This window comes from Serratia sp. D1N4 (genome assembly GCF_054552755.1).
Genome location: NZ_CM137274.1, coordinates 4,868,326 through 4,888,247 on the forward strand (window position 1 = coordinate 4,868,326; position 19,922 = coordinate 4,888,247).

11 protein-coding genes, 2 tRNA genes and 4 rRNA genes are annotated in these 19,922 nt (G+C 53.9%); 3 read left to right on the top strand and 14 right to left on the bottom strand.

Translation table 11 applies throughout. The features are described from left to right. The first annotated feature begins 250 nt into the window (after positions 1–250). Positions 251–2,065, top strand: a complete 1,815-nt coding sequence (gene edd / locus ACX1CU_RS21805; protein ID WP_459400301.1) for a phosphogluconate dehydratase — start codon at positions 251–253, stop codon at positions 2,063–2,065. 10 nt (positions 2,066–2,075) lie between these two features. On the opposite strand, the gene aceK is transcribed toward edd, so the two are convergent. The 10 genes from aceK to ACX1CU_RS21855 form a co-directional block, all read right to left on the bottom strand. After that, on the bottom strand, positions 2,076–3,848 hold the full coding sequence (gene aceK / locus ACX1CU_RS21810; RefSeq protein WP_459400302.1) for a bifunctional isocitrate dehydrogenase kinase/phosphatase: 1,773 nt from the start codon (positions 3,846–3,848) through the stop codon (positions 2,076–2,078). A 74-nt stretch (positions 3,849–3,922) separates the two neighbouring features. Next, the gene (gene aceA / locus ACX1CU_RS21815; protein WP_459400303.1) at positions 3,923–5,230 is read right to left on the bottom strand and encodes an isocitrate lyase; all 1,308 of its coding nucleotides are present in this window, start codon (positions 5,228–5,230) and stop codon (positions 3,923–3,925) included. Positions 5,231–5,279: 49 nt separating this feature from the next. Continuing rightward, positions 5,280–6,878 (bottom strand): malate synthase A, encoded by a 1,599-nt coding sequence (aceB, locus tag ACX1CU_RS21820; RefSeq protein WP_459400304.1) that lies wholly within the window; start codon positions 6,876–6,878, stop codon positions 5,280–5,282. A gap of 384 nt (positions 6,879–7,262) precedes the next feature. Next, positions 7,263–8,192, bottom strand: a complete 930-nt coding sequence (gene metA, locus ACX1CU_RS21825; protein WP_459400305.1) for a homoserine O-succinyltransferase MetA — start codon at positions 8,190–8,192, stop codon at positions 7,263–7,265. 189 nt (positions 8,193–8,381) lie between these two features. Next, positions 8,382–8,497, bottom strand: a 5S ribosomal RNA gene (gene rrf / locus ACX1CU_RS21830). A 51-nt stretch (positions 8,498–8,548) separates the two neighbouring features. Continuing rightward, positions 8,549–8,624, bottom strand: a tRNA-Thr gene (locus ACX1CU_RS21835). 13 nt (positions 8,625–8,637) lie between these two features. Further along, positions 8,638–8,753 (bottom strand): 5S ribosomal RNA (gene rrf / locus ACX1CU_RS21840). Positions 8,754–8,875: 122 nt separating this feature from the next. Further along, positions 8,876–11,784: ribosomal RNA gene (locus ACX1CU_RS21845) — 23S ribosomal RNA — on the bottom strand. 249 nt (positions 11,785–12,033) lie between these two features. Next, positions 12,034–12,109 (bottom strand) — tRNA-Glu (locus ACX1CU_RS21850). A 146-nt stretch (positions 12,110–12,255) separates the two neighbouring features. Next, a 16S ribosomal RNA gene (locus tag ACX1CU_RS21855) occupies positions 12,256–13,798 on the bottom strand. The 16S, 23S and 5S rRNA genes sit together here with 2 tRNA genes alongside, the layout of an rRNA operon. Before the next feature lie 636 nt (positions 13,799–14,434). Between ACX1CU_RS21855 and purH the strand changes: the two genes are divergently transcribed. Both purH and purD read left to right on the top strand, forming a co-directional pair. Beyond that, positions 14,435–16,024, top strand: a complete 1,590-nt coding sequence (gene purH, locus ACX1CU_RS21860; RefSeq protein WP_459400306.1) for a bifunctional phosphoribosylaminoimidazolecarboxamide formyltransferase/IMP cyclohydrolase — start codon at positions 14,435–14,437, stop codon at positions 16,022–16,024. Positions 16,025–16,072: 48 nt separating this feature from the next. Continuing rightward, the gene (gene purD, locus ACX1CU_RS21865) at positions 16,073–17,356 is read left to right on the top strand and encodes a phosphoribosylamine--glycine ligase (RefSeq protein ID WP_459400307.1); all 1,284 of its coding nucleotides are present in this window, start codon (positions 16,073–16,075) and stop codon (positions 17,354–17,356) included. 57 nt (positions 17,357–17,413) lie between these two features. Here the strand turns inward: purD and ACX1CU_RS21870 are convergent, their stop codons facing one another. From ACX1CU_RS21870 to nfi, 4 genes are all read right to left on the bottom strand, one after another. Then, on the bottom strand, positions 17,414–18,085 hold the full coding sequence (locus ACX1CU_RS21870; RefSeq protein ID WP_459400308.1) for a DUF1481 domain-containing protein: 672 nt from the start codon (positions 18,083–18,085) through the stop codon (positions 17,414–17,416). A 35-nt stretch (positions 18,086–18,120) separates the two neighbouring features. After that, complete coding sequence (gene hupA / locus ACX1CU_RS21875; protein ID WP_012004757.1) at positions 18,121–18,393, bottom strand: nucleoid-associated protein HU-alpha; 273 nt, start codon at positions 18,391–18,393, stop codon at positions 18,121–18,123. A 189-nt stretch (positions 18,394–18,582) separates the two neighbouring features. Next, entirely contained in the window at positions 18,583–19,173 is a 591-nt protein-coding gene (locus ACX1CU_RS21880; protein ID WP_459400309.1) for a YjaG family protein, read from the bottom strand. A gap of 18 nt (positions 19,174–19,191) precedes the next feature. Next, complete coding sequence (gene nfi / locus ACX1CU_RS21885; protein WP_459400310.1) at positions 19,192–19,908, bottom strand: deoxyribonuclease V; 717 nt, start codon at positions 19,906–19,908, stop codon at positions 19,192–19,194. Between the last annotated feature and the right edge of the window lie 14 nt (positions 19,909–19,922).

Genomic DNA, 19,922 nt, shown 5'->3' on the forward strand with positions numbered 1-19,922 from the left:
TCAACCGGCTGAGGTGGGGGCAAGTCTCCTCTGTTGTATTTCTGTGACTGCTTGTAGAGATCTTGTTTCCCTGCTCGCTAGAAGCATGAAGCCGATCACAGTTAGCGATCCTGCCTGCTGAAGCCGATTGCCACTGAGAACATTTCCCTCGATATTGTTACCGATAACATGTTACCGGTAACTTTAATTGACAGTAACAACATAACCGGCCCTCAGCAATCGCGTAGCAGGGCTGCCATGTGAGGACGGAATGATTAACCACAGCCTATCGCGCGTAACACAGCGCATCATCGAACGTTCAAAACAGAGCCGCTCTGCCTATCTGGCGCGCATCGCCGAGGCCCGATCGCAGACCGTACACCGCTCGCAGTTGGCCTGCGGTAATCTGGCGCACGGCTTTGCTGCCTGCCAGCCCAGCGATAAAGCCGCGCTGAAAAATATGGTGCGTAGCGATATCGCCATCATCACTGCCTATAACGATATGCTTTCCGCCCATCAGCCTTACGAAAATTACCCGCAACGGCTGAAACAGGCGCTGCACAGCGTGGGGGCGGTCGGCCAGGTGGCGGGTGGCGTACCCGCAATGTGCGATGGCGTGACTCAGGGGCAGGATGGCATGGAGCTTTCGCTGATGAGCCGTGATGTGATCGCCATGTCCGCCGCTATCGGGCTGGCGCACAACATGTTCGATGGCGCGCTGTTTCTGGGGATCTGCGACAAGATCGTGCCGGGGCTGGTGATGTCAGCGCTGTCTTTCGGCCATCTGCCAGCGGTGTTTGTGCCTGCCGGGCCGATGAGCAGCGGCCTGCCAAACAAAGAGAAAGTGCGAGTACGTCAGCTCTATGCCGAAGGCAAGGCCGATCGCCACGCGCTGCTGGAAGCCGAAGCGGCGTCTTATCACGGTATCGGTACCTGCACCTTCTACGGCACCGCCAACACCAACCAGATGGTGATGGAAGTGATGGGCCTGCATCTGCCGGGCGCCTCCTTTGTGCATCCGGATACGCCGCTGCGCGATGCGCTGACCGACGCCGCGGCACGCCAGGTGACCCGGCTGACCGAAACCAGCGGCCATTATTTACCGATCGGCCAGTTGGTCGATGAGAAAGTGGTGGTTAACGGCATTGTCGCGCTGTTGGCCACCGGCGGCTCTACCAACCTGACCATGCATATGGTCACGATGGCGCGGGCTGCGGGCATCATCATCAACTGGGATGATTTTTCTGAGCTTTCTGACGCCGTACCGCTGTTATGCCGTATCTATCCCAATGGCCCAGCAGATATCAACCAGTTCCAGGCCGCCGGGGGCGTGCAACTGGTGATAGGTGAACTGCTGAAAAATGGCCTGCTGCACCAGGATGTTCACACCGTTGCCGGTTTCGGCCTGGAGCGCTATACGCAGGAACCTTGGCTGGATCATGGTCAACTGGCCTGGCGCGCTGGGGCGCAGAGCTCGCTGGATAACAACGTGATTGCCAGCATCGCCGCACCGTTCGAGCACCACGGCGGCACCAAAGTGCTTGCCGGCAATCTGGGGCGTGCGGTGATGAAAACCTCGGCGGTACCCGCCGATAACCAGATTATCGAAGCACCAGCGGTGGTGTTTGAAAGCCAGCACGATATCGTACCGGCCTTCGAGGCGGGCAAGCTGAACCAGGACTGTGTGGTGGTGGTGCGCTTTCAGGGGCCACAGGCCAACGGTATGCCAGAGTTGCATAAACTGATGCCGCCGCTCGGCGTACTGATGGATCGCGGCTTTAAGGTGGCACTGGTGACCGATGGCCGCCTGTCGGGGGCCTCCGGTAAAGTGCCTTCGGCGATCCACGTCACGCCGGAAGCCTATACCGGCGGGATGCTGGCAAAAGTACAAAACGGCGATCTGATCTGCGTTAACGGTCAGACCGGCGAATTGCAACTGCTGGTTGATGCCGCCGAACTGGCTCAGCGCAACGCTTACCAACCGGATTTGAACGCCGGGCGTATCGGTTGTGGCCGTGAACTGTTCAGTGCGTTACGCAGCCAACTTTCCGGCGCGGAACAAGGAGCCTGCTGCATCCCGTTTTAAGAGGCAAACCTCAGCCAGCCCGCTCAATGACTTCAGCCTGTGGAAGCCCCGCATAACCTGAAGTCAACCGCTGGCTGAAACGGCGCTTTTTGCGATAGGCAAACACGTCTTCTACGTGCCCATCCTTAATCCGCTGTTGCAAACCGCGCCAGTAATCCGCTTCGAACAGATCGCTGTGCATCTCCTCAAAGACCTGCCGGATGCGCCGATCGCCACACAGGAAATGACGGAACTCCTCCGGAAAGACATCATTCGGTGAGACGCTGTACCAGGGTTCACTGGCCATTTCGTCTTCCGGGTAGCGCGGCGGCGGAATATCGCGAAAATTCACTTCGGTCATATAGCAAATTTCGTCATAGTCGTAGAACACCACGCGCCCGTGGCGGGTCACGCCGAAGTTTTTAAACAGCATGTCGCCGGGGAAGATATTGGCCGCTGCCAACTGTTTGATCGCGTTGCCATATTCTTCTATCGCATCGTGCAGTTGCTGGTCGTTGGCCTGTTCCAGATACAGGTTCAGCGGCGTCATCTTCCGTTCCATGTACAGATGCTTAATGACCACGCGATCGCCAAGATCTTCCAGCTTTTCCGGCACTTCCAGCTGTAACTCTGCCCACAACTCCGGGCTGAGGCGCGCCTTATCCACCACGAAGTTCTCATACTCCTGCGTATCCGCCATGCGGCCAACGCGATCGTGCTCTTTAACCAGTTGGTAGCAGGCCATCACCTGAGCTTGCGTAACCTCTTTCTGCGGGGCGAACTGGTCTTTGATCACTTTGAACACCCGATCGAAAGACGGCAAGGTAAACACCAGCATCACCATACCTTTCACGCCCGGGGCAATAATGAACTGCTCCTGAGATTGCGCCATAAAGGTCAGGTATTCGCGATAGCATTCGGTTTTGCCGTGCTTCTGGCAGCCAATCGCCATATACAACTCGGCGGTGGTTTTGCCCGGCAGGATCTCACGCAGCCATTCCACCAGCGCCGCCGGTAATGGCGCATAAACCATAAAGTAAGAACGGGCAAAGCCAAACACGATGCTGGCCTCGGCCTTACTGGTCAGGCAGGTATCAATAAACAGAGCGCCGGAATCGCTGCGATGGATCGGCAGCAAGAACGGATAAACGCCGTCTGCCAGCCGCAGTTTGCCCACCAACCAGGCGGCTTTGTTACGGTAAAACAACTCATTGGCCACCTGGAGCGTCGCTCCGGCCAATTGCTCGGGGTTAAAGTCCCGCTGCAATACCTGAGTGATATAACCGATATCACGCGGCAGATCTTCCCACGGCAGACGCAGCGGCAGATCGGTCAGCAGGCTGTGCAGCATCGCCGCCATATCGCCATTAGGCAGGAAATTGCGCGACAGCGGCCGTGGAATATCACGAAAACGCCGTTCGGGCTGCGAGCTGAAAACAAACAGTTTGTCCGGGGTTAAATCACGGTGCTTAAACAGGCGGCAGTAAACCGAATTGAAAAAACTCTCGGCAATTTCAAAGCGTGGGTAATCCGGCAGTAATTCGGTGTACACCGCCTTCACCCGGCTGGGGAAATCCGCATCGTAATAGCGCTGCCCGGTGATACATTTCAACTGCTCTACCACCAAGCCAACATGGTGATCGTAAAGATGGATACGCTTTTTCATCGCCTGCTGTACGGCGGGCCAGTCGGCCTGCTCAAAACGCTGCTGCGCCCCGGCGGTAACCTCCAGAAAGCGACCATATTGTGCATCAAATCCCTGTAAGATCGTCTGTGCGATCAACAACTCCCGTTTTGCCACCATCTTTACCCCTCCCTGCCCACGAGGCAGAGCCTGCAAATGCAGGCCCTGAATTACGCATTGTTACGGTGGTGAGACTAGAACTGCTGTTCTTCGGTCGAACCGGTCAGCGCAGTGACGGAAGAGGCCCCGCCCTGAATGACGGTGGTGACTTTGTCGAAGTAGCCAGTACCCACTTCCTGCTGGTGCGAAGCAAAGGTATACCCACGTTCGACGGCGGCAAACTCCGGCTGCTGCACTTTTTCAACATAGTGCTTCATGCCTTCGCCGCGAGCATAGGCGTGGGCCAGGTCGAACATGTTGAACCACATGCTGTGAATACCGGCCAGGGTGATGAACTGGTATTTGTAGCCCATGGCAGACAGCTCATCCTGGAAGCGGGCGATGGTCTGATCGTCCAGGTTTTTCTGCCAGTTAAAGGACGGTGAACAGTTGTAGGCCAGCAGCTTGCCAGGGAATTTGGCATGAATGGCGTCGGCAAAACGCTTCGCTGCGGCCAGATCTGGGGTTGAGGTTTCGCACCACACCAGATCGGCGTAAGGAGCATAAGCCAAGCCACGGCTAATCGCTTGTTCAATGCCAGCATGGGTACGGAAGAAACCTTCCGCCGTGCGTTCACCCGACACAAAGGCGCTGTCGTACGGATCGCAATCGGAGGTCAGCAGATCTGCCGCATCGGCATCGGTACGCGCAATCAACAGGGTCGGCACGCCGAGCACGTCGGCCGCTAAGCGCGCAGCTACCAGTTTCTGGATCGCTTCCTGGGTCGGTACCAGAACTTTGCCGCCCATATGGCCGCATTTCTTCACCGCTGCCAGTTGGTCTTCAAAGTGTACCCCTGCGGCACCGGCTTCGATCATCGCCTTCATCAGTTCAAACGCGTTCAGCACGCCGCCAAAACCGGCTTCCGCATCGGCAACGATCGGCAGGAAATAGTCGGTATAACCTTTACTACCCGGTTCAATCTGGTTCGCCCACTGGATCTGATCGGCGCGGCGGAAGGTATTATTGATACGCTCAACCACCGCTGGAACAGAATCTACCGGGTACAGTGACTGGTCCGGGTACATGGCAGAGGCGGTATTCGCATCCGCAGCCACCTGCCAGCCGGACAGATAAATCGCTTCTACGCCCGCTTTCGCCTGCTGCAACGCCTGGCCGCCGGTCAGCGCACCCAGACTGTTAACGTACCCTTTGCGGGATTTACCGTGCAGCAACTCCCACAGTTTGGCCGCACCGTTTTGCGCCAGCGTGCAGACCGGGTTGACCGAACCGCGCAGGTTGATCACGTCTGCGGCACTGTATGGGCGGGTGATGCCTTCCCAACGTGCTGATTTCCATTCCTGTTCCAGCTGTTGGATCTGTTGGGTACGAGAGGTTGTCATATATTTATCCTTTGTCATTAATGTAGGGTTAATAGTCAGGAACGGTTTATCAGGCCAGTAATTCGTAGCCGGGTAAGGTCAGGAAATCGATCAGCTCATCTTGCGTAGTGATACGCTCCATCAGGCGCGTCGCTTCTTCAAACCGGCCAGCGTTGTAGCGCGCCTCACCCAATTCTTCACGTACTACCAGCATTTCTTCTTTCAGCATTTGGCGGAACAGCGCTTTGGTCACCAGTTGGCCATTGCTGAGGCTCTTTTCATGGTGGATCCACTGCCAGATAGAGGTACGGGAGATCTCAGCGGTGGCGGCATCTTCCATCAGGCCATAAATCGGCACGCAGCCATTGCCGGAGATCCAGGCCTCAATGTATTGCACCGCCACACGGATATTAGCGCGCATCCCCGCTTCTGTACGCTCACCGTCACAAGGTTCCAGCAACTGGGCTGCGGTGATCGGTGCGTCCTGCTCGCGCAGCACTTCCAGCTGATTGCGGCGATCGCCCAGAATACGGTTGAAGACTTCCATCACCGTATCGGCCAACCCTGGATGCGCAACCCAGGTGCCGTCGTGGCCGTTAGTCGCTTCCAGTTCTTTGTCTGCCCGCACCTTACCGAGCACGATGGCATTCTGTTCTGCATCTTTGCTGGGGATAAATGCTGCCATGCCGCCCATCGCAAAAGCACCGCGCTTGTGGCAGGTTTTGATCAGCAAGCGTGAATAAGCGCTGAGGAAAGGTTGGGTCATGGTGACGGATTGGCGATCCGGCAGCACGCGTTCGCCGTGATTCTTCAACGTTTTGATATAGCTGAAAATGTAATCCCAACGGCCGCAGTTCAACCCGACGATATGATCGCGCAGGTGATACAGGATTTCGTCCATCTGGAATACGGCGGGCAAGGTCTCGATCAGTACGGTCGCTTTGATCGTACCGCGCGGCAGCTCGAAGCGATCTTCGGTAGAGCTGAATACTTCACTCCACCAGGCCGCCTCCTGCCAGGACTGCATTTTTGGCAGATAGAAATACGGACCGCTGCCTTTTGCCAGCAACTGGCGGTAGTTATGGAAGAAGTAGAGGGCAAAATCGAACAGCCCGCCGGGAATGGCCTCGCCTTGCCACTGCACATGTTTCTCTGGCAGATGCAGGCCGCGAACGCGGGCGATCAATACCGCCGGGTTCGGTTTGAGCTGGTAAATCTTACCCGCTTCGTTGGTATAGGAAATAGTGCCGTTCACCGCGTCGTGCAGGTTGATTTGCCCTTCGATCACTTTGTCCCAGCTTGGGGCCAGCGAATCTTCGAAGTCGGCCATGAATACTTTGACGTTGGCGTTCAACGCATTGATCACCATCTTGCGTTCAACAGGGCCGGTAATCTCGACCCGACGATCGCGTAAATCGTCAGGAATGCCACGGATTTTCCAGCTACCATTACGAATGGAATCAGTTTCCGAAATAAAATCCGGCAAACCGCCGCGATCGATATTTTCCTGCCAGCAGACGCGTGCAGCCAATAGCTTGTTGCGTTGCGGAGTAAACTTCGCCACCAGTTCCGCCAGGAATTCGACGGCATCATCCGTTAATACCTGTCGCTCAGCCGCGCTGAAACCCCGCGTAAACGTTAACTCCGTGCCTGCTATCTGTTGCATCATTGTCTTGCTCCTTCCCATCATCCCGCTCCGCCATTGCTGGCTGAGCAAAGTATTATTGTCGGAAACCACGGCATTTCAGGGTGAAAACACAACCGCTAATTGGTTAGATATCAGCCCTTTTGACTCTAGAATAACCAACAAAAATTAAAAATCAAAAACGATTTCCATTTTTTTATTAAATATTTTATTAACCTTTTATTATCAATAAATTACAGAATTTATCATTGATAACAAACTAGGAACCCAATTCCGATAAAGTGGGAAAAGTGATGTAGTGGATTGTTTTAAATGAAATTATTGGTGATAAGGCATCGAGAAAGGGGGAGAAAAGCCGCAGAGCAGTGCATGGTGGCCTCGATTCAGCCACCATACCAGGAGGAAATGTTACTCGAGAGTAGGGTTCATATGACGCAGATCGAACGGGGTGATCTGGTAGACGTAGTAATTCAACCAGTTGGCAAACAGTAAGTGACCATGGCTGCGCCATGAAGCTTTAGGGGGGAGTTCAGGGTTGTCGTTAGGGAAATAATTTAGCGGAACGCTAGGGTTAAGGCCTGCATCGTTATCACGACAATACTCACCCGCTAACGTCAGGGTATCGTATTCAGGATGCCCGGTAACAAATGCCAGGCGCTTGTCACGGCTGGCGAACAGATAGGCACCAGCCTGCTCCGACTCGGCCAGAATATCCAGATCCGTATACTGACGGATAACGTCGGCAGGGAAATCGGCATAGCGTGAATGTGGAGCCAGGAAGGTTTCATCAAAACCACGGGTCAGCAAGGCATGCTGTTGCAGCGTCTGATGTTGATACACACCCGAGAGCTTCACCTCGCGGGTCATCTTCGGAATACCGTACAAGATGTTTAACGCCGCCTGGACTGCCCAGCAGACAAACAGCGTGGAAGTCACGTGGTTCTTAGCCCAATCGATTACACGCTCAATCTGCGGCCAATAGGCAACATCACAAAAATCAACCAGGCCCAACGGCGCGCCGGTGACGATCAGGCCGTCGAAATTCTCATCCTGAATATCTTCAAAGTTGCAGTAGAAATTGTTCAGGTGCTCGGCAGGCGTGTTCTTCGATTCGCGGCTGTCGATACGCAGCAGTTGGATATCGATCTGCAACGGAGAATTGGAGAGCAAGCGCAGGAACTGGTTCTCAGTCTCGATCTTTTTTGGCATCAGGTTGAGGATAAGCACTTTTAACGGCCTGATTTCCTGTGTTTTTGCTCGTGAAGATGTCATCACAAAGACATTCTCATTGCGCAAGAAACTCACCGCAGGTAACTCATCAGGAACACGAATCGGCATTGCCTAACCCCCACATATCCGTTTATACGTTTAGACTTCTAGATGCCTGAAGATAACGTTTTTTTACCACCATGTCGAGTCTTCAACAGGAAGGTGAAAATGTTTCATCGCCAGAGAGGAAAAGGAGGATTTGGTAGACCGGAAAAGCAAAAAGGCCATCCTTGCGGATGGCCTCTCGGCTTAATTGATGCTTGGCAGTGTCCTACTCTCGCATGGGGAGACCCCACACTACCATCGGCGCTACGGCGTTTCACTTCTGAGTTCGGCATGGGGTCAGGTGGGACCACCGCGCTATTGCCGCCAAGCAAATTCTTTTAATTCTTTTTCTGCCGAACTTCTAAACCACTTTAATAAAGTGGTGCTGATACCCAGAGTCGAACTGGGGACCTCACCCTTACCAAGGGTGCGCTCTACCAACTGAGCCATATCAGCACACAAATTTGATGCCTGGCAGTGTCCTACTCTCGCATGGGGAGACCCCACACTACCATCGGCGCTACGGCGTTTCACTTCTGAGTTCGGCATGGGGTCAGGTGGGACCACCGCGCTATTGCCGCCAGGCAAATTCTGTTTCATTCCAGGCCGTTACATGTCTCTACACGTAACCACCAGAACCAATCTAAGAACATCGCTGAAAATCAAAACTTATATTCTGTCTCTCACTAAAACACCTTCGGTGTTGTAAGGTTAAGCCTCACGGTTCATTAGTACTGGTTAGCTCAATGCATCGCTGCACTTACACACCCAGCCTATCAACGTCTTAGTCTTAAACGTTCCTTCAGGGACCTTAAAGGCCCAGGGAAGACTCATCTCGAGGCAAGTTTCGCGCTTAGATGCTTTCAGCGCTTATCTTTTCCGCACTTAGCTACCGGGCAGTGCCATTGGCATGACAACCCGAACACCAGTGGTGCGTTCACTCCGGTCCTCTCGTACTAGGAGCAACCCCTCTCAATCTTCCAACGCCCACGGCAGATAGGGACCGAACTGTCTCACGACGTTCTAAACCCAGCTCGCGTACCACTTTAAATGGCGAACAGCCATACCCTTGGGACCTACTTCAGCCCCAGGATGTGATGAGCCGACATCGAGGTGCCAAACACCGCCGTCGATATGAACTCTTGGGCGGTATCAGCCTGTTATCCCCGGAGTACCTTTTATCCGTTGAGCGATGGCCCTTCCATTCAGAACCACCGGATCACTAAGACCTACTTTCGTACCTGCTCGAGCCGTCACTCTCGCAGTCAAGCTAGCTTATGCCTTTGCACTAACCTCACGATGTCCGACCGTGATTAGCTAACCTTCGTGCTCCTCCGTTACTCTTTGGGAGGAGACCGCCCCAGTCAAACTACCCACCAGACACTGTCCTCACCCCGGATCACGGGGCCGAGTTAGAACATCAAACATTAAAGGGTGGTATTTCAAGGTTGGCTCCATGCAGACTGGCGTCCACACTTCGATGCCTCCCACCTATCCTACACATCAAGGCTCAATGTTCAGTGTCAAGCTATAGTAAAGGTTCACGGGGTCTTTCCGTCTTGCCGCGGGTACACTGCATCTTCACAGCGAGTTCAATTTCACTGAGTCTCGGGTGGAGACAGCCTGGCCATCATTACGCCATTCGTGCAGGTCGGAACTTACCCGACAAGGAATTTCGCTACCTTAGGACCGTTATAGTTACGGCCGCCGTTTACTGGGGCTTCGATCAAGAGCTTCGCGTTGCCGCTAACCCCATCAATTAACCTTCCAGCACCGGGCAGGCGTCACACCGTATACGTCCACTTTCGTGTTTGCACAGTGCTGTGTTTTTATTAAACAGTTGCAGCCAGCTGGTATCTGCGACTGGCTTCAGCTCCGAGAGCAAGTCTCTTCACCTACGCGCCAGCGTGCCTTCTCCCGAAGTTACGGCACCATTTTGCCTAGTTCCTTCACCCGAGTTCTCTCAAGCGCCTGGGTATTCTCTACCTGACCACCTGTGTCGGTTTGGGGTACGATTCTGTGTTACCTGGAGCTTAGAGGCTTTTCCTGGAAGCTTGGCATCAACCACTTCTGCACCGTAGTGCATCGTCATCACGCCTCAGGGTTGAATAAGAGAACGGATTTACCAATTCTCTCCCCCTACACGCTTAAACCGGGACAACCGTCGCCCGGCTAGCCTAGCCTTCTCCGTCCCCCCTTCGCAGTAACACCGAGTACGGGAATATTAACCCGTTTCCCATCGACTACGCCTTTCGGCCTCGCCTTAGGGGTCGACTCACCCTGCCCCGATTAACGTTGGACAGGAACCCTTGGTCTTCCGGCGAGCGGGTTTTTCACCCGCTTTATCGTTACTTATGTCAGCATTCGCACTTCTGATACCTCCAGCAGCCCTCACAGACCACCTTCAACGGCTTACAGAACGCTCCCCTACCCAACAACGCCTTAGCGTCGCTGCCGCAGCTTCGGTGCATGGTTTAGCCCCGTTACATCTTCCGCGCAGGCCGACTCGACCAGTGAGCTATTACGCTTTCTTTAAATGATGGCTGCTTCTAAGCCAACATCCTGGCTGTCTATGCCTTCCCACATCGTTTCCCACTTAACCATGACTTTGGGACCTTAGCTGGCGGTCTGGGTTGTTTCCCTCTTCACGACGGACGTTAGCACCCGCCGTGTGTCTCCCGTGATAACATTCTTCGGTATTCGGAGTTTGCATCGGGTTGGTAAGCCGGGATGGCCCCCTAGCCGAAACAGTGCTCTACCCCCGAAGATGAGTTCACGAGGCGCTACCTAAATAGCTTTCGGGGAGAACCAGCTATCTCCCGGTTTGATTGGCCTTTCACCCCCAGCCACAAGTCATCCGCTAATTTTTCAACATTAGTCGGTTCGGTCCTCCAGTTAGTGTTACCCAACCTTCAACCTGCCCATGGCTAGATCACCGGGTTTCGGGTCTATACCTTGCAACTAGACGCCCAGTTAAGACTCGGTTTCCCTACGGCTCCCCTATTCGGTTAACCTTGCTACAAAATATAAGTCGCTGACCCATTATACAAAAGGTACGCAGTCACCCAACTAGTAGGCTCCCACTGCTTGTACGTACACGGTTTCAGGTTCTATTTCACTCCCCTCGCCGGGGTTCTTTTCGCCTTTCCCTCACGGTACTGGTTCACTATCGGTCAGTCAGGAGTATTTAGCCTTGGAGGATGGTCCCCCCATATTCAGACAGGATGTCACGTGTCCCGCCCTACTCATCGAACTCACAATGCATGCATTTTAGTGTACGGGGCTATCACCCTTTGCTGCGCGACTTTCCAGACGCTTCCACTAACACACCCACTGATTCAGGTTCTGGGCTCTTCCCCGTTCGCTCGCCGCTACTGGGGGAATCTCGGTTGATTTCTTTTCCTCGGGGTACTTAGATGTTTCAGTTCCCCCGGTTCGCCTCGTATGGCTATGTATTCACCATACGATAGTGCAACGAATTGCACTGGGTTTCCCCATTCGGGTATTGCCGGTTGTAACGCTTCATATCAGCTTACCGACACTTTTCGCAGATTAGCACGCCCTTCATCGCCTCTGACTGCCTAGGCATCCACCGTGTACGCTTAGTCACTTAACCTCACAACCCGAAGGTGTTTCCTGTAAACAGAGAACACAGTCGTGCTGTAAACAATTGAGAGACTCTCTGACAGGGTAATCCTTACCCCAATAGTTCTACGGAGGGATAAGTTTCAGCTGTCAGGTTTCAATTTTCAGCTTGTTCCAGATTGTTAAAGAGCAATATCGTAAACACGACTTGTGAAAGTCATCTTTACGTTATTTTCGGTTCCGCAAGAACCGGTGATAATGTCTTTCACTCATTATCGGATGGCGTCCCCAAGGGGATTCGAACCCCTGTTACAGCCGTGAAAGGGCAGTGTCCTAGGCCTCTAGACGATGGGGACACGAAAATCCGATTAAATAGAAATTCTTAATCGGTTCGTATCAGCATGAGTCCGGAAGACTCATTACATCAACAGGTAGCGCTTTTGCTCATTACTTTCTATCAGACAATCTGTTGTGAGCACTCACTCGATGCAATATCGTTAGGTAAGGAGGTGATCCAACCGCAGGTTCCCCTACGGTTACCTTGTTACGACTTCACCCCAGTCATGAATCACAAAGTGGTAAGCGCCCTCCCGAAGGTTAAGCTACCTACTTCTTTTGCAACCCACTCCCATGGTGTGACGGGCGGTGTGTACAAGGCCCGGGAACGTATTCACCGTAGCATTCTGATCTACGATTACTAGCGATTCCGACTTCATGGAGTCGAGTTGCAGACTCCAATCCGGACTACGACATACTTTATGAGGTCCGCTGGCTCTCGCGAGTTTGCTTCTCTTTGTATATGCCATTGTAGCACGTGTGTAGCCCTACTCGTAAGGGCCATGATGACTTGACGTCATCCCCACCTTCCTCCGGTTTATCACCGGCAGTCTCCTTTGAGTTCCCACCATCACGTGCTGGCAACAAAGGATAAGGGTTGCGCTCGTTGCGGGACTTAACCCAACATTTCACAACACGAGCTGACGACAGCCATGCAGCACCTGTCTCACGGTTCCCGAAGGCACCAAGCTATCTCTAGCAAGTTCCGTGGATGTCAAGAGTAGGTAAGGTTCTTCGCGTTGCATCGAATTAAACCACATGCTCCACCGCTTGTGCGGGCCCCCGTCAATTCATTTGAGTTTTAACCTTGCGGCCGTACTCCCCAGGCGGTCGACTTAACGCGTTAGCTCCGGAAGCCACGCCTCAAGGGCACAACCTCCAAGTCGACATCGTTTACAGCGTGGACTACCAGGGTATCTAATCCTGTTTGCTCCCCACGCTTTCGCACCTGAGCGTCAGTCTTTGTCCAGGGGGCCGCCTTCGCCACCGGTATTCCTCCAGATCTCTACGCATTTCACCGCTACACCTGGAATTCTACCCCCCTCTACAAGACTCTAGCTTGCCAGTTTCAAATGCAGTTCCCACGTTAAGCGCGGGGATTTCACATCTGACTTAACAAACCGCCTGCGTGCGCTTTACGCCCAGTAATTCCGATTAACGCTTGCACCCTCCGTATTACCGCGGCTGCTGGCACGGAGTTAGCCGGTGCTTCTTCTGCGAGTAACGTCAATCAGTCGCGCTATTAACACGACTGCCTTCCTCCTCGCTGAAAGTGCTTTACAACCCGAAGGCCTTCTTCACACACGCGGCATGGCTGCATCAGGCTTGCGCCCATTGTGCAATATTCCCCACTGCTGCCTCCCGTAGGAGTCTGGACCGTGTCTCAGTTCCAGTGTGGCTGGTCATCCTCTCAGACCAGCTAGGGATCGTCGCCTAGGTGAGCCATTACCTCACCTACTAGCTAATCCCATCTGGGCACATCCGATGGTGTGAGGCCCGAAGGTCCCCCACTTTGGTCCGAAGACGTTATGCGGTATTAGCTACCGTTTCCAGTAGTTATCCCCCTCCATCGGGCAGTTTCCCAGACATTACTCACCCGTCCGCCGCTCGCCGGCAAAGTAGCAAGCTACTTTCCGCTGCCGCTCGACTTGCATGTGTTAGGCCTGCCGCCAGCGTTCAATCTGAGCCATGATCAAACTCTTCAATTAAAAGTTCGATTTGCTTTAACAAGTAAAGCGATGCTCAAAGATTACTTTCTGCAAATGCATTGCCCTTGCGGGTCAATGTATACTGCTTTGGTCACTCTTCAAGACTTGATATTTTTTTGCCACCGAGGTGGCTGGATATCGTCTTGTGAGTGCCCACACAGATTGTCTGATAAATTGTTAAAGAGCAGTGAGTTACGCGCTTTCGCTTGCTAACTCGAGGTGGCGTATATTACGCTTTCCTCTTTCAGAGTCAACCTTAATTTTCAGGTTTTTTCTCTGCGACCCCCGGAGACTCTGTGAAGTTATTCACATGTTCCGTGTCGATGGAGGCGCATTATAGGGAGTTCCACGCAGGCCGCAACAGGTATTTTCGATAAAAAACACCGTTTGCTGCATTCCACAGCAAAACCCGTCCTTATACCCGGTTATGCACTAACTTATCCACAGAGCGCATTTGCTCGGAAAATTTACGAGCACCGCGCAAACGTTTTCGCTACAATTCCCGCGACAAAACGATCCCCCCTTTTTACGGGGGCGTTACCTGAATCTGTTCCTGCCCTTCCTATATATAAGGAAAGAAGGTAGAGATTCACGTAACGCTCTTTATATTGCGACTCAAAGCCAAGGGATAAAACCATGCAACAACCTCGTCCAATCCGCCGAGCTCTGCTCAGCGTGTCTGATAAAGCCGGTATCGTTGAATTCGCCGAAGCTCTCTCCCAGAGAGGCGTAGAACTGCTTTCCACCGGCGGCACCGCCCGCCTGCTGGCGAATGCCGGTCTGCCCGTTACCGAAGTTTCTGACTACACCGGTTTCCCGGAAATGATGGATGGACGAGTGAAGACCCTGCATCCGAAAGTGCATGGCGGTATTCTGGGCCGTCGTGGCCAGGATGATGCCATCATGGAGCAACATGCGATCAAGCCGATCGATATGGTGGTAGTGAATCTGTATCCCTTCGCCCAAACCGTAGCTCGTCCAGATTGTTCATTGGAGGATGCCGTTGAGAATATCGATATCGGTGGCCCAACCATGGTGCGCTCTGCCGCCAAGAACCATAAAGATGTCGCTATCGTGGTGAAGAGCAGCGACTACGCCGCCATCATTACAGAAATGGATAACAATGCGGGCTCGCTGCGCTATCCAACCCGATTCGATCTGGCGATCAAGGCCTTTGAGCATACCGCAGCTTACGACAGCATGATCGCCAACTACTTTGGTGCTCTGGTTCCGGCCTATCACGGCGAAACTGAGCAGCCTTCTGGCCGCTTCCCACGCACCCTGAACCTGAACTACATCAAGAAGCAGGATATGCGCTACGGCGAGAACAGCCACCAGCAAGCCGCCTTCTATATAGAAGAGAACCTGCAGGAAGCCTCCGTCGCCACCGCCGCACAGCTGCAAGGCAAGGCTCTCTCTTACAACAACATCGCCGATACCGACGCTGCGCTGGAATGTGTGAAAGAGTTCGCCGAGCCTGCCTGCGTGATCGTCAAACACGCTAATCCTTGTGGTGTGGCGATCGGCGAAAGCCTGTTCGCTGCTTATGATCGTGCCTACCAGACCGATCCCACCTCTGCCTTTGGTGGCATCATCGCTTTCAACCGTGAATTGGATGCTGAGACAGCGAAAGCGATCATCAGCCGCCAGTTCGTTGAGGTGATCATCGCACCAGGCATCAGTGACGAAGCTCGCTCTCTGCTAGCGGCCAAACAGAATGTGCGCGTACTGGCCTGTGGCCAGTGGCAGCAACGCGTTGCCGGTCTGGATTTCAAACGCGTCAACGGTGGCCTGCTGGTGCAGGATCGCGATCTGGGCATGGTGGCTGAAGGCGATCTGCGCGTGGTTTCTGAACGTCAGCCAACCGCTCAGGAACTGCGTGATGCGCTGTTCTGCTGGAAAGTGGCTAAGTTCGTTAAATCCAACGCCATTGTTTATGCGCGTGACAACATGACCATCGGCATCGGGGCGGGCCAGATGAGCCGCGTTTACTCGGCCAAGATTGCGGGTATCAAAGCCGCTGACGAAGGCTTGGAAGTACCCGGCTCCGCCATGGCGTCTGACGCTTTCTTCCCGTTCCGTGACGGTATCGACGCCGCAGCCGCAGTAGGTATTACCTGCGTTATCCAGCCAGGCGGTTCGATTCGCGATGACGAAGTGATTGCCGCTGCCAATGAGCACGGTATTGCGATGATCTTCACCGACATGCGTCATTTCCGCCATTAATCCCTTTCGCTGCGTGCGCCAAAGCGCACGCTGTTTATGGAGCACCTGATGAATATTCTGATTATCGGTAACGGCGGGCGCGAACATGCGTTGGCTTGGAAAGCGGCCCAATCACCATTGGCGGATAAGGTTTACGTTGCGCCGGGCAATGCGGGCACGGCATTGGAAGTCAACCTGACCAACATTGATATCGCCCCAACCGATATCCCGGCACTGCTGGCCTTTGCCAAAAGCCATGCTATCGGTCTCACCATTGTTGGCCCTGAAGCCCCGTTGGTGATTGGCGTGGTTGATGCTTTTCAGGCCGCTGGTCTGAAAATTTTTGGTCCGTCGCAGGCAGCCGCCCAGTTAGAAGGCTCCAAAGCGTTCACCAAAGATTTCCTGGCTCGCCATGTGATCCCAAGCGCGGAATACCAGAACTTCACCGATGTGGACGCTGCGCTGGCGTACGTACGCAGCAAAGGCGCGCCGATCGTGATCAAAGCTGACGGCTTGGCAGCAGGTAAAGGCGTGATTGTTGCCATGACGCTGAAAGAAGCAGAAGACGCCATTCAGGATATGCTGGCGGGCAATGCCTTTGGCGACGCAGGGCACCGTATCGTGATCGAAGAATTCCTTGAAGGCGAAGAAGCCAGCTTTATTGTGATGGTGGATGGTGAAAACGTGGTCCCAATGGCCACCAGCCAGGATCACAAGCGTGTGGGCGATGGCGATACCGGCCCGAATACCGGTGGTATGGGAGCTTATTCACCGGCTCCGGTGGTCACCGATGAAATCCACCAGCGCGTAATGGATCAGGTGATCTGGCCAACCGTGCGCGGCATGGCGGCAGAAGGTAATATTTACGTGGGCTTCCTGTATGCTGGCCTGATGATTGATGCCGACGGTCAACCTAAGGTGATTGAATTCAACTGCCGCTTTGGCGATCCGGAAACTCAGCCAATCATGTTACGCCTGCGCTCCGATCTGGTTGAACTGTGTCTGGCGGGTGCCGAAGGTACGTTGGGAGGGAAAACCTCCGAGTGGGACGAGCGTCCTGCTTTAGGCGTAGTACTGGCTGCCGGAGGCTATCCTGGTGATTACCGCAATAGTGATGTGATCCATGGTTTATCGCAGCAGGAAAGTGCCAATGGGAAAGTGTTCCATGCCGGTACGCGTCTGCAAGGGAATGATGTGGTCACCAGCGGCGGCCGCGTATTGTGCGTGACGGCCTTGGGTGCAACGGTGGCTGAAGCACAGCAACGAGCTTATCAGTTGGCGGAAAATATTCAGTGGCAAGGCTGCTTCTGCCGCAAAGATATTGGCTACCGCGCGATTGCGCGTGGCAAATAAGCTCGACCAAGGTAAAACGAGAGGGCTCTGTTCGCAGAGCCTTTTTTATTGGCTTTTCTAAAGCGAATCTTCTGTAGGTTCCCAACGACAGAAATCGTCGTTCGCCACCAGCAGCAGTTCACGTCCGTCCGGCCCATCCAGCCAGGCTACACTCACCGGTTGGCTGCTGTTGGCAGCACGCTGCGCAATCCAGGCTTCCGCCTGCTTGCCAAAGTCTGGTTTCAGCATTTCGCCACGGCACGACTGCACATTCCCCTGCTGCCAACGCCCCTGCAACAGCCTTACCCGGCCAGCATTGAGGGCATCGCTCACTTCCAGAATGCGGCGAGCCTGATATTGGTAGAGTGCGATATCGTCGCTGGACAGTTTTTCGCGCCGCGTCGCCAATTGGCGCTGCATAAAGCTGACCGTACCGTCGTTGGTAAAGCGTAATTGAATCGAGTCCTTATCGCCGTCAGCATCGGTACGCCTGATCTGGCGCAGTACACCATTCTGGTATTCATACAGGGTAGTTATCGTCCCTGGGCCACGATAAGGGCTATAGACGCTCATCAGCACCATGGGACGCTGCTGGTTATCGTCTTTGCGCCACAGGCGGATGACTCCCTGATCGGCAACAAAACCGCTGGCAGTAAATGAAGGAGGGGTAGAACGAAAACTACAGGCGCTCAGGCCGCCGATCACGGCAACCACCATCAGTACCCGGCGGGCAAACAAAAGGGGCGCCATCGCCCCTCTGTTTAATCTTTTCACCAATACGCGTCTTATTTGACTGCGTCTTTCAGTGCTTTGCCAGAAACGAACGCAGGCACATTAGCAGCTGCGATTTTGATTTCTTTACCAGTCTGTGGGTTGCGGCCAGTGCGCTCGTTACGATGGTTTACCTTGAAAGTACCGAAACCAACCAATTGTACTGCATCACCTTCTTTCAGAGACTCAGTAATAGCAGCCAAGGTAGATTCCAGAGCCAGTTTAGCTTGTGCTTTGGAAAGGTCAGCCTTGTCCGCGATTACATCAATCAGTTGAGTCTTGTTCATAAGTTATCCTTACAGTGTGTTTATCGTTTGCAAAGCATCGAGTGCGACGGATATGCCGATTGACAGCACCCTCCTGCATACACGCACCGATAGCCACTTTTTTTTCGCCCCCCAAATGTAGACCAGACAGGGTGCGGATGTGAAGCCTTAAGGCATGACAAATCAGGCGTTAAATCACGTTTTCTTGCCTTATTGCGTTAAATTTATCCCGATGTTACTTACCGCCGCCTCACGCAGGTCAGATCGTAACCCTTTGATCAGATCCAAATCGCGCTCTTCGCTGGCGGCCAACAGGCGGAAAATCTCCCATTGGATGTCCCATTCTTCTTCAACGGCAGGCAGAATTTTCAGCTCTTCGTCGGTCATTTCTTTGCCAGCCTGGGTCATTTCCAACATCGCCACGGTGCGAATTGAGGTTTCGCTAATGGCAATGGCGTGCTCCAGCGTCTCTCCGCTGAGGCGCGAATGGACCAGTTCACCTAATGCGATGCAGGCGTCAATTGCTGGGTAAACGCCGTAAAGATCGTAATCTTCTGCCGACGGGATCGCCTCTTCCAGCTTTTCCAGTTGGCTGTCAAAGTTGACCTTGGCATCTTTTACCACCAACGTCTCCCACACCAGATCCAGAATACGGCGATAAATCGCCGGATCGCCGAACTCGGTTTGCAGGCAGAACATCTGATAATTCGGGTACATACGCTCGCACAAACTCGCCATAAAGGTCAAATGTTGCCAGCTTTCGAGCTTTTCCAAGCGTAAATGAATGGGGTTACGTAGCATTGTGTACTCTCTTACTCGTTATCTGCCGCGCAGTGTACCCGAAATCGCGCAGGTCGACATCTCTGGATGCTGCTGTAGCCAGCGTACAAAGGCCGGACGGCGCGAAGCGATAGCATCGGCCCAACGCGTGGGCTCCGGCAAACGGTACCCTGCCATACAGCGCTGCACCCAAGCCAGCGCACTAGCCGTGCTCACGCGATGGCCGGTGGCAATAAACAATGGATTGCAGCGCGCCTTGCTGCGCCACACCCAACCAAGCTGCTCGCCCTTGTCTTCCAGCGCTGCCAACGCACCAGCCGCCGCATCAAGCGGGGCAAAGGTGCCGCACAAACGCTTTTTGGCCACGCCGATCGTCGGCACATTCACCAGCAAGCCAAAGTGGCTGGCCACGCCCAAACGCCGCGGGTGCGAAATACCATGCCCATCGACGAAGATCAGATCGGGCTTCTGTTGCAATTGCTCCCACGCGGCAAGCAAAGCTGGATACTCACGGAACGAAAGAAATCCGGGGATATAGGGCATCGAGGTCTTGATGCGCGCCACCCGGTATTCCACCAGTTCCAAAGAAGGATAGCGCAGAATGGCAATGGCAGCGCGCGTCACCGCACCTTCTTGCTCAAAACCAACGTCAGCACCGGCAATAAAAGCTGGCGGGTTTTGCAGAAAATCATCGTGGCGAATGACGTCGCCCGCACGCTGTAACTGCTCCGTCCGCAGGGCCTGAGTATCAATCACAGCGTCTCCTTACA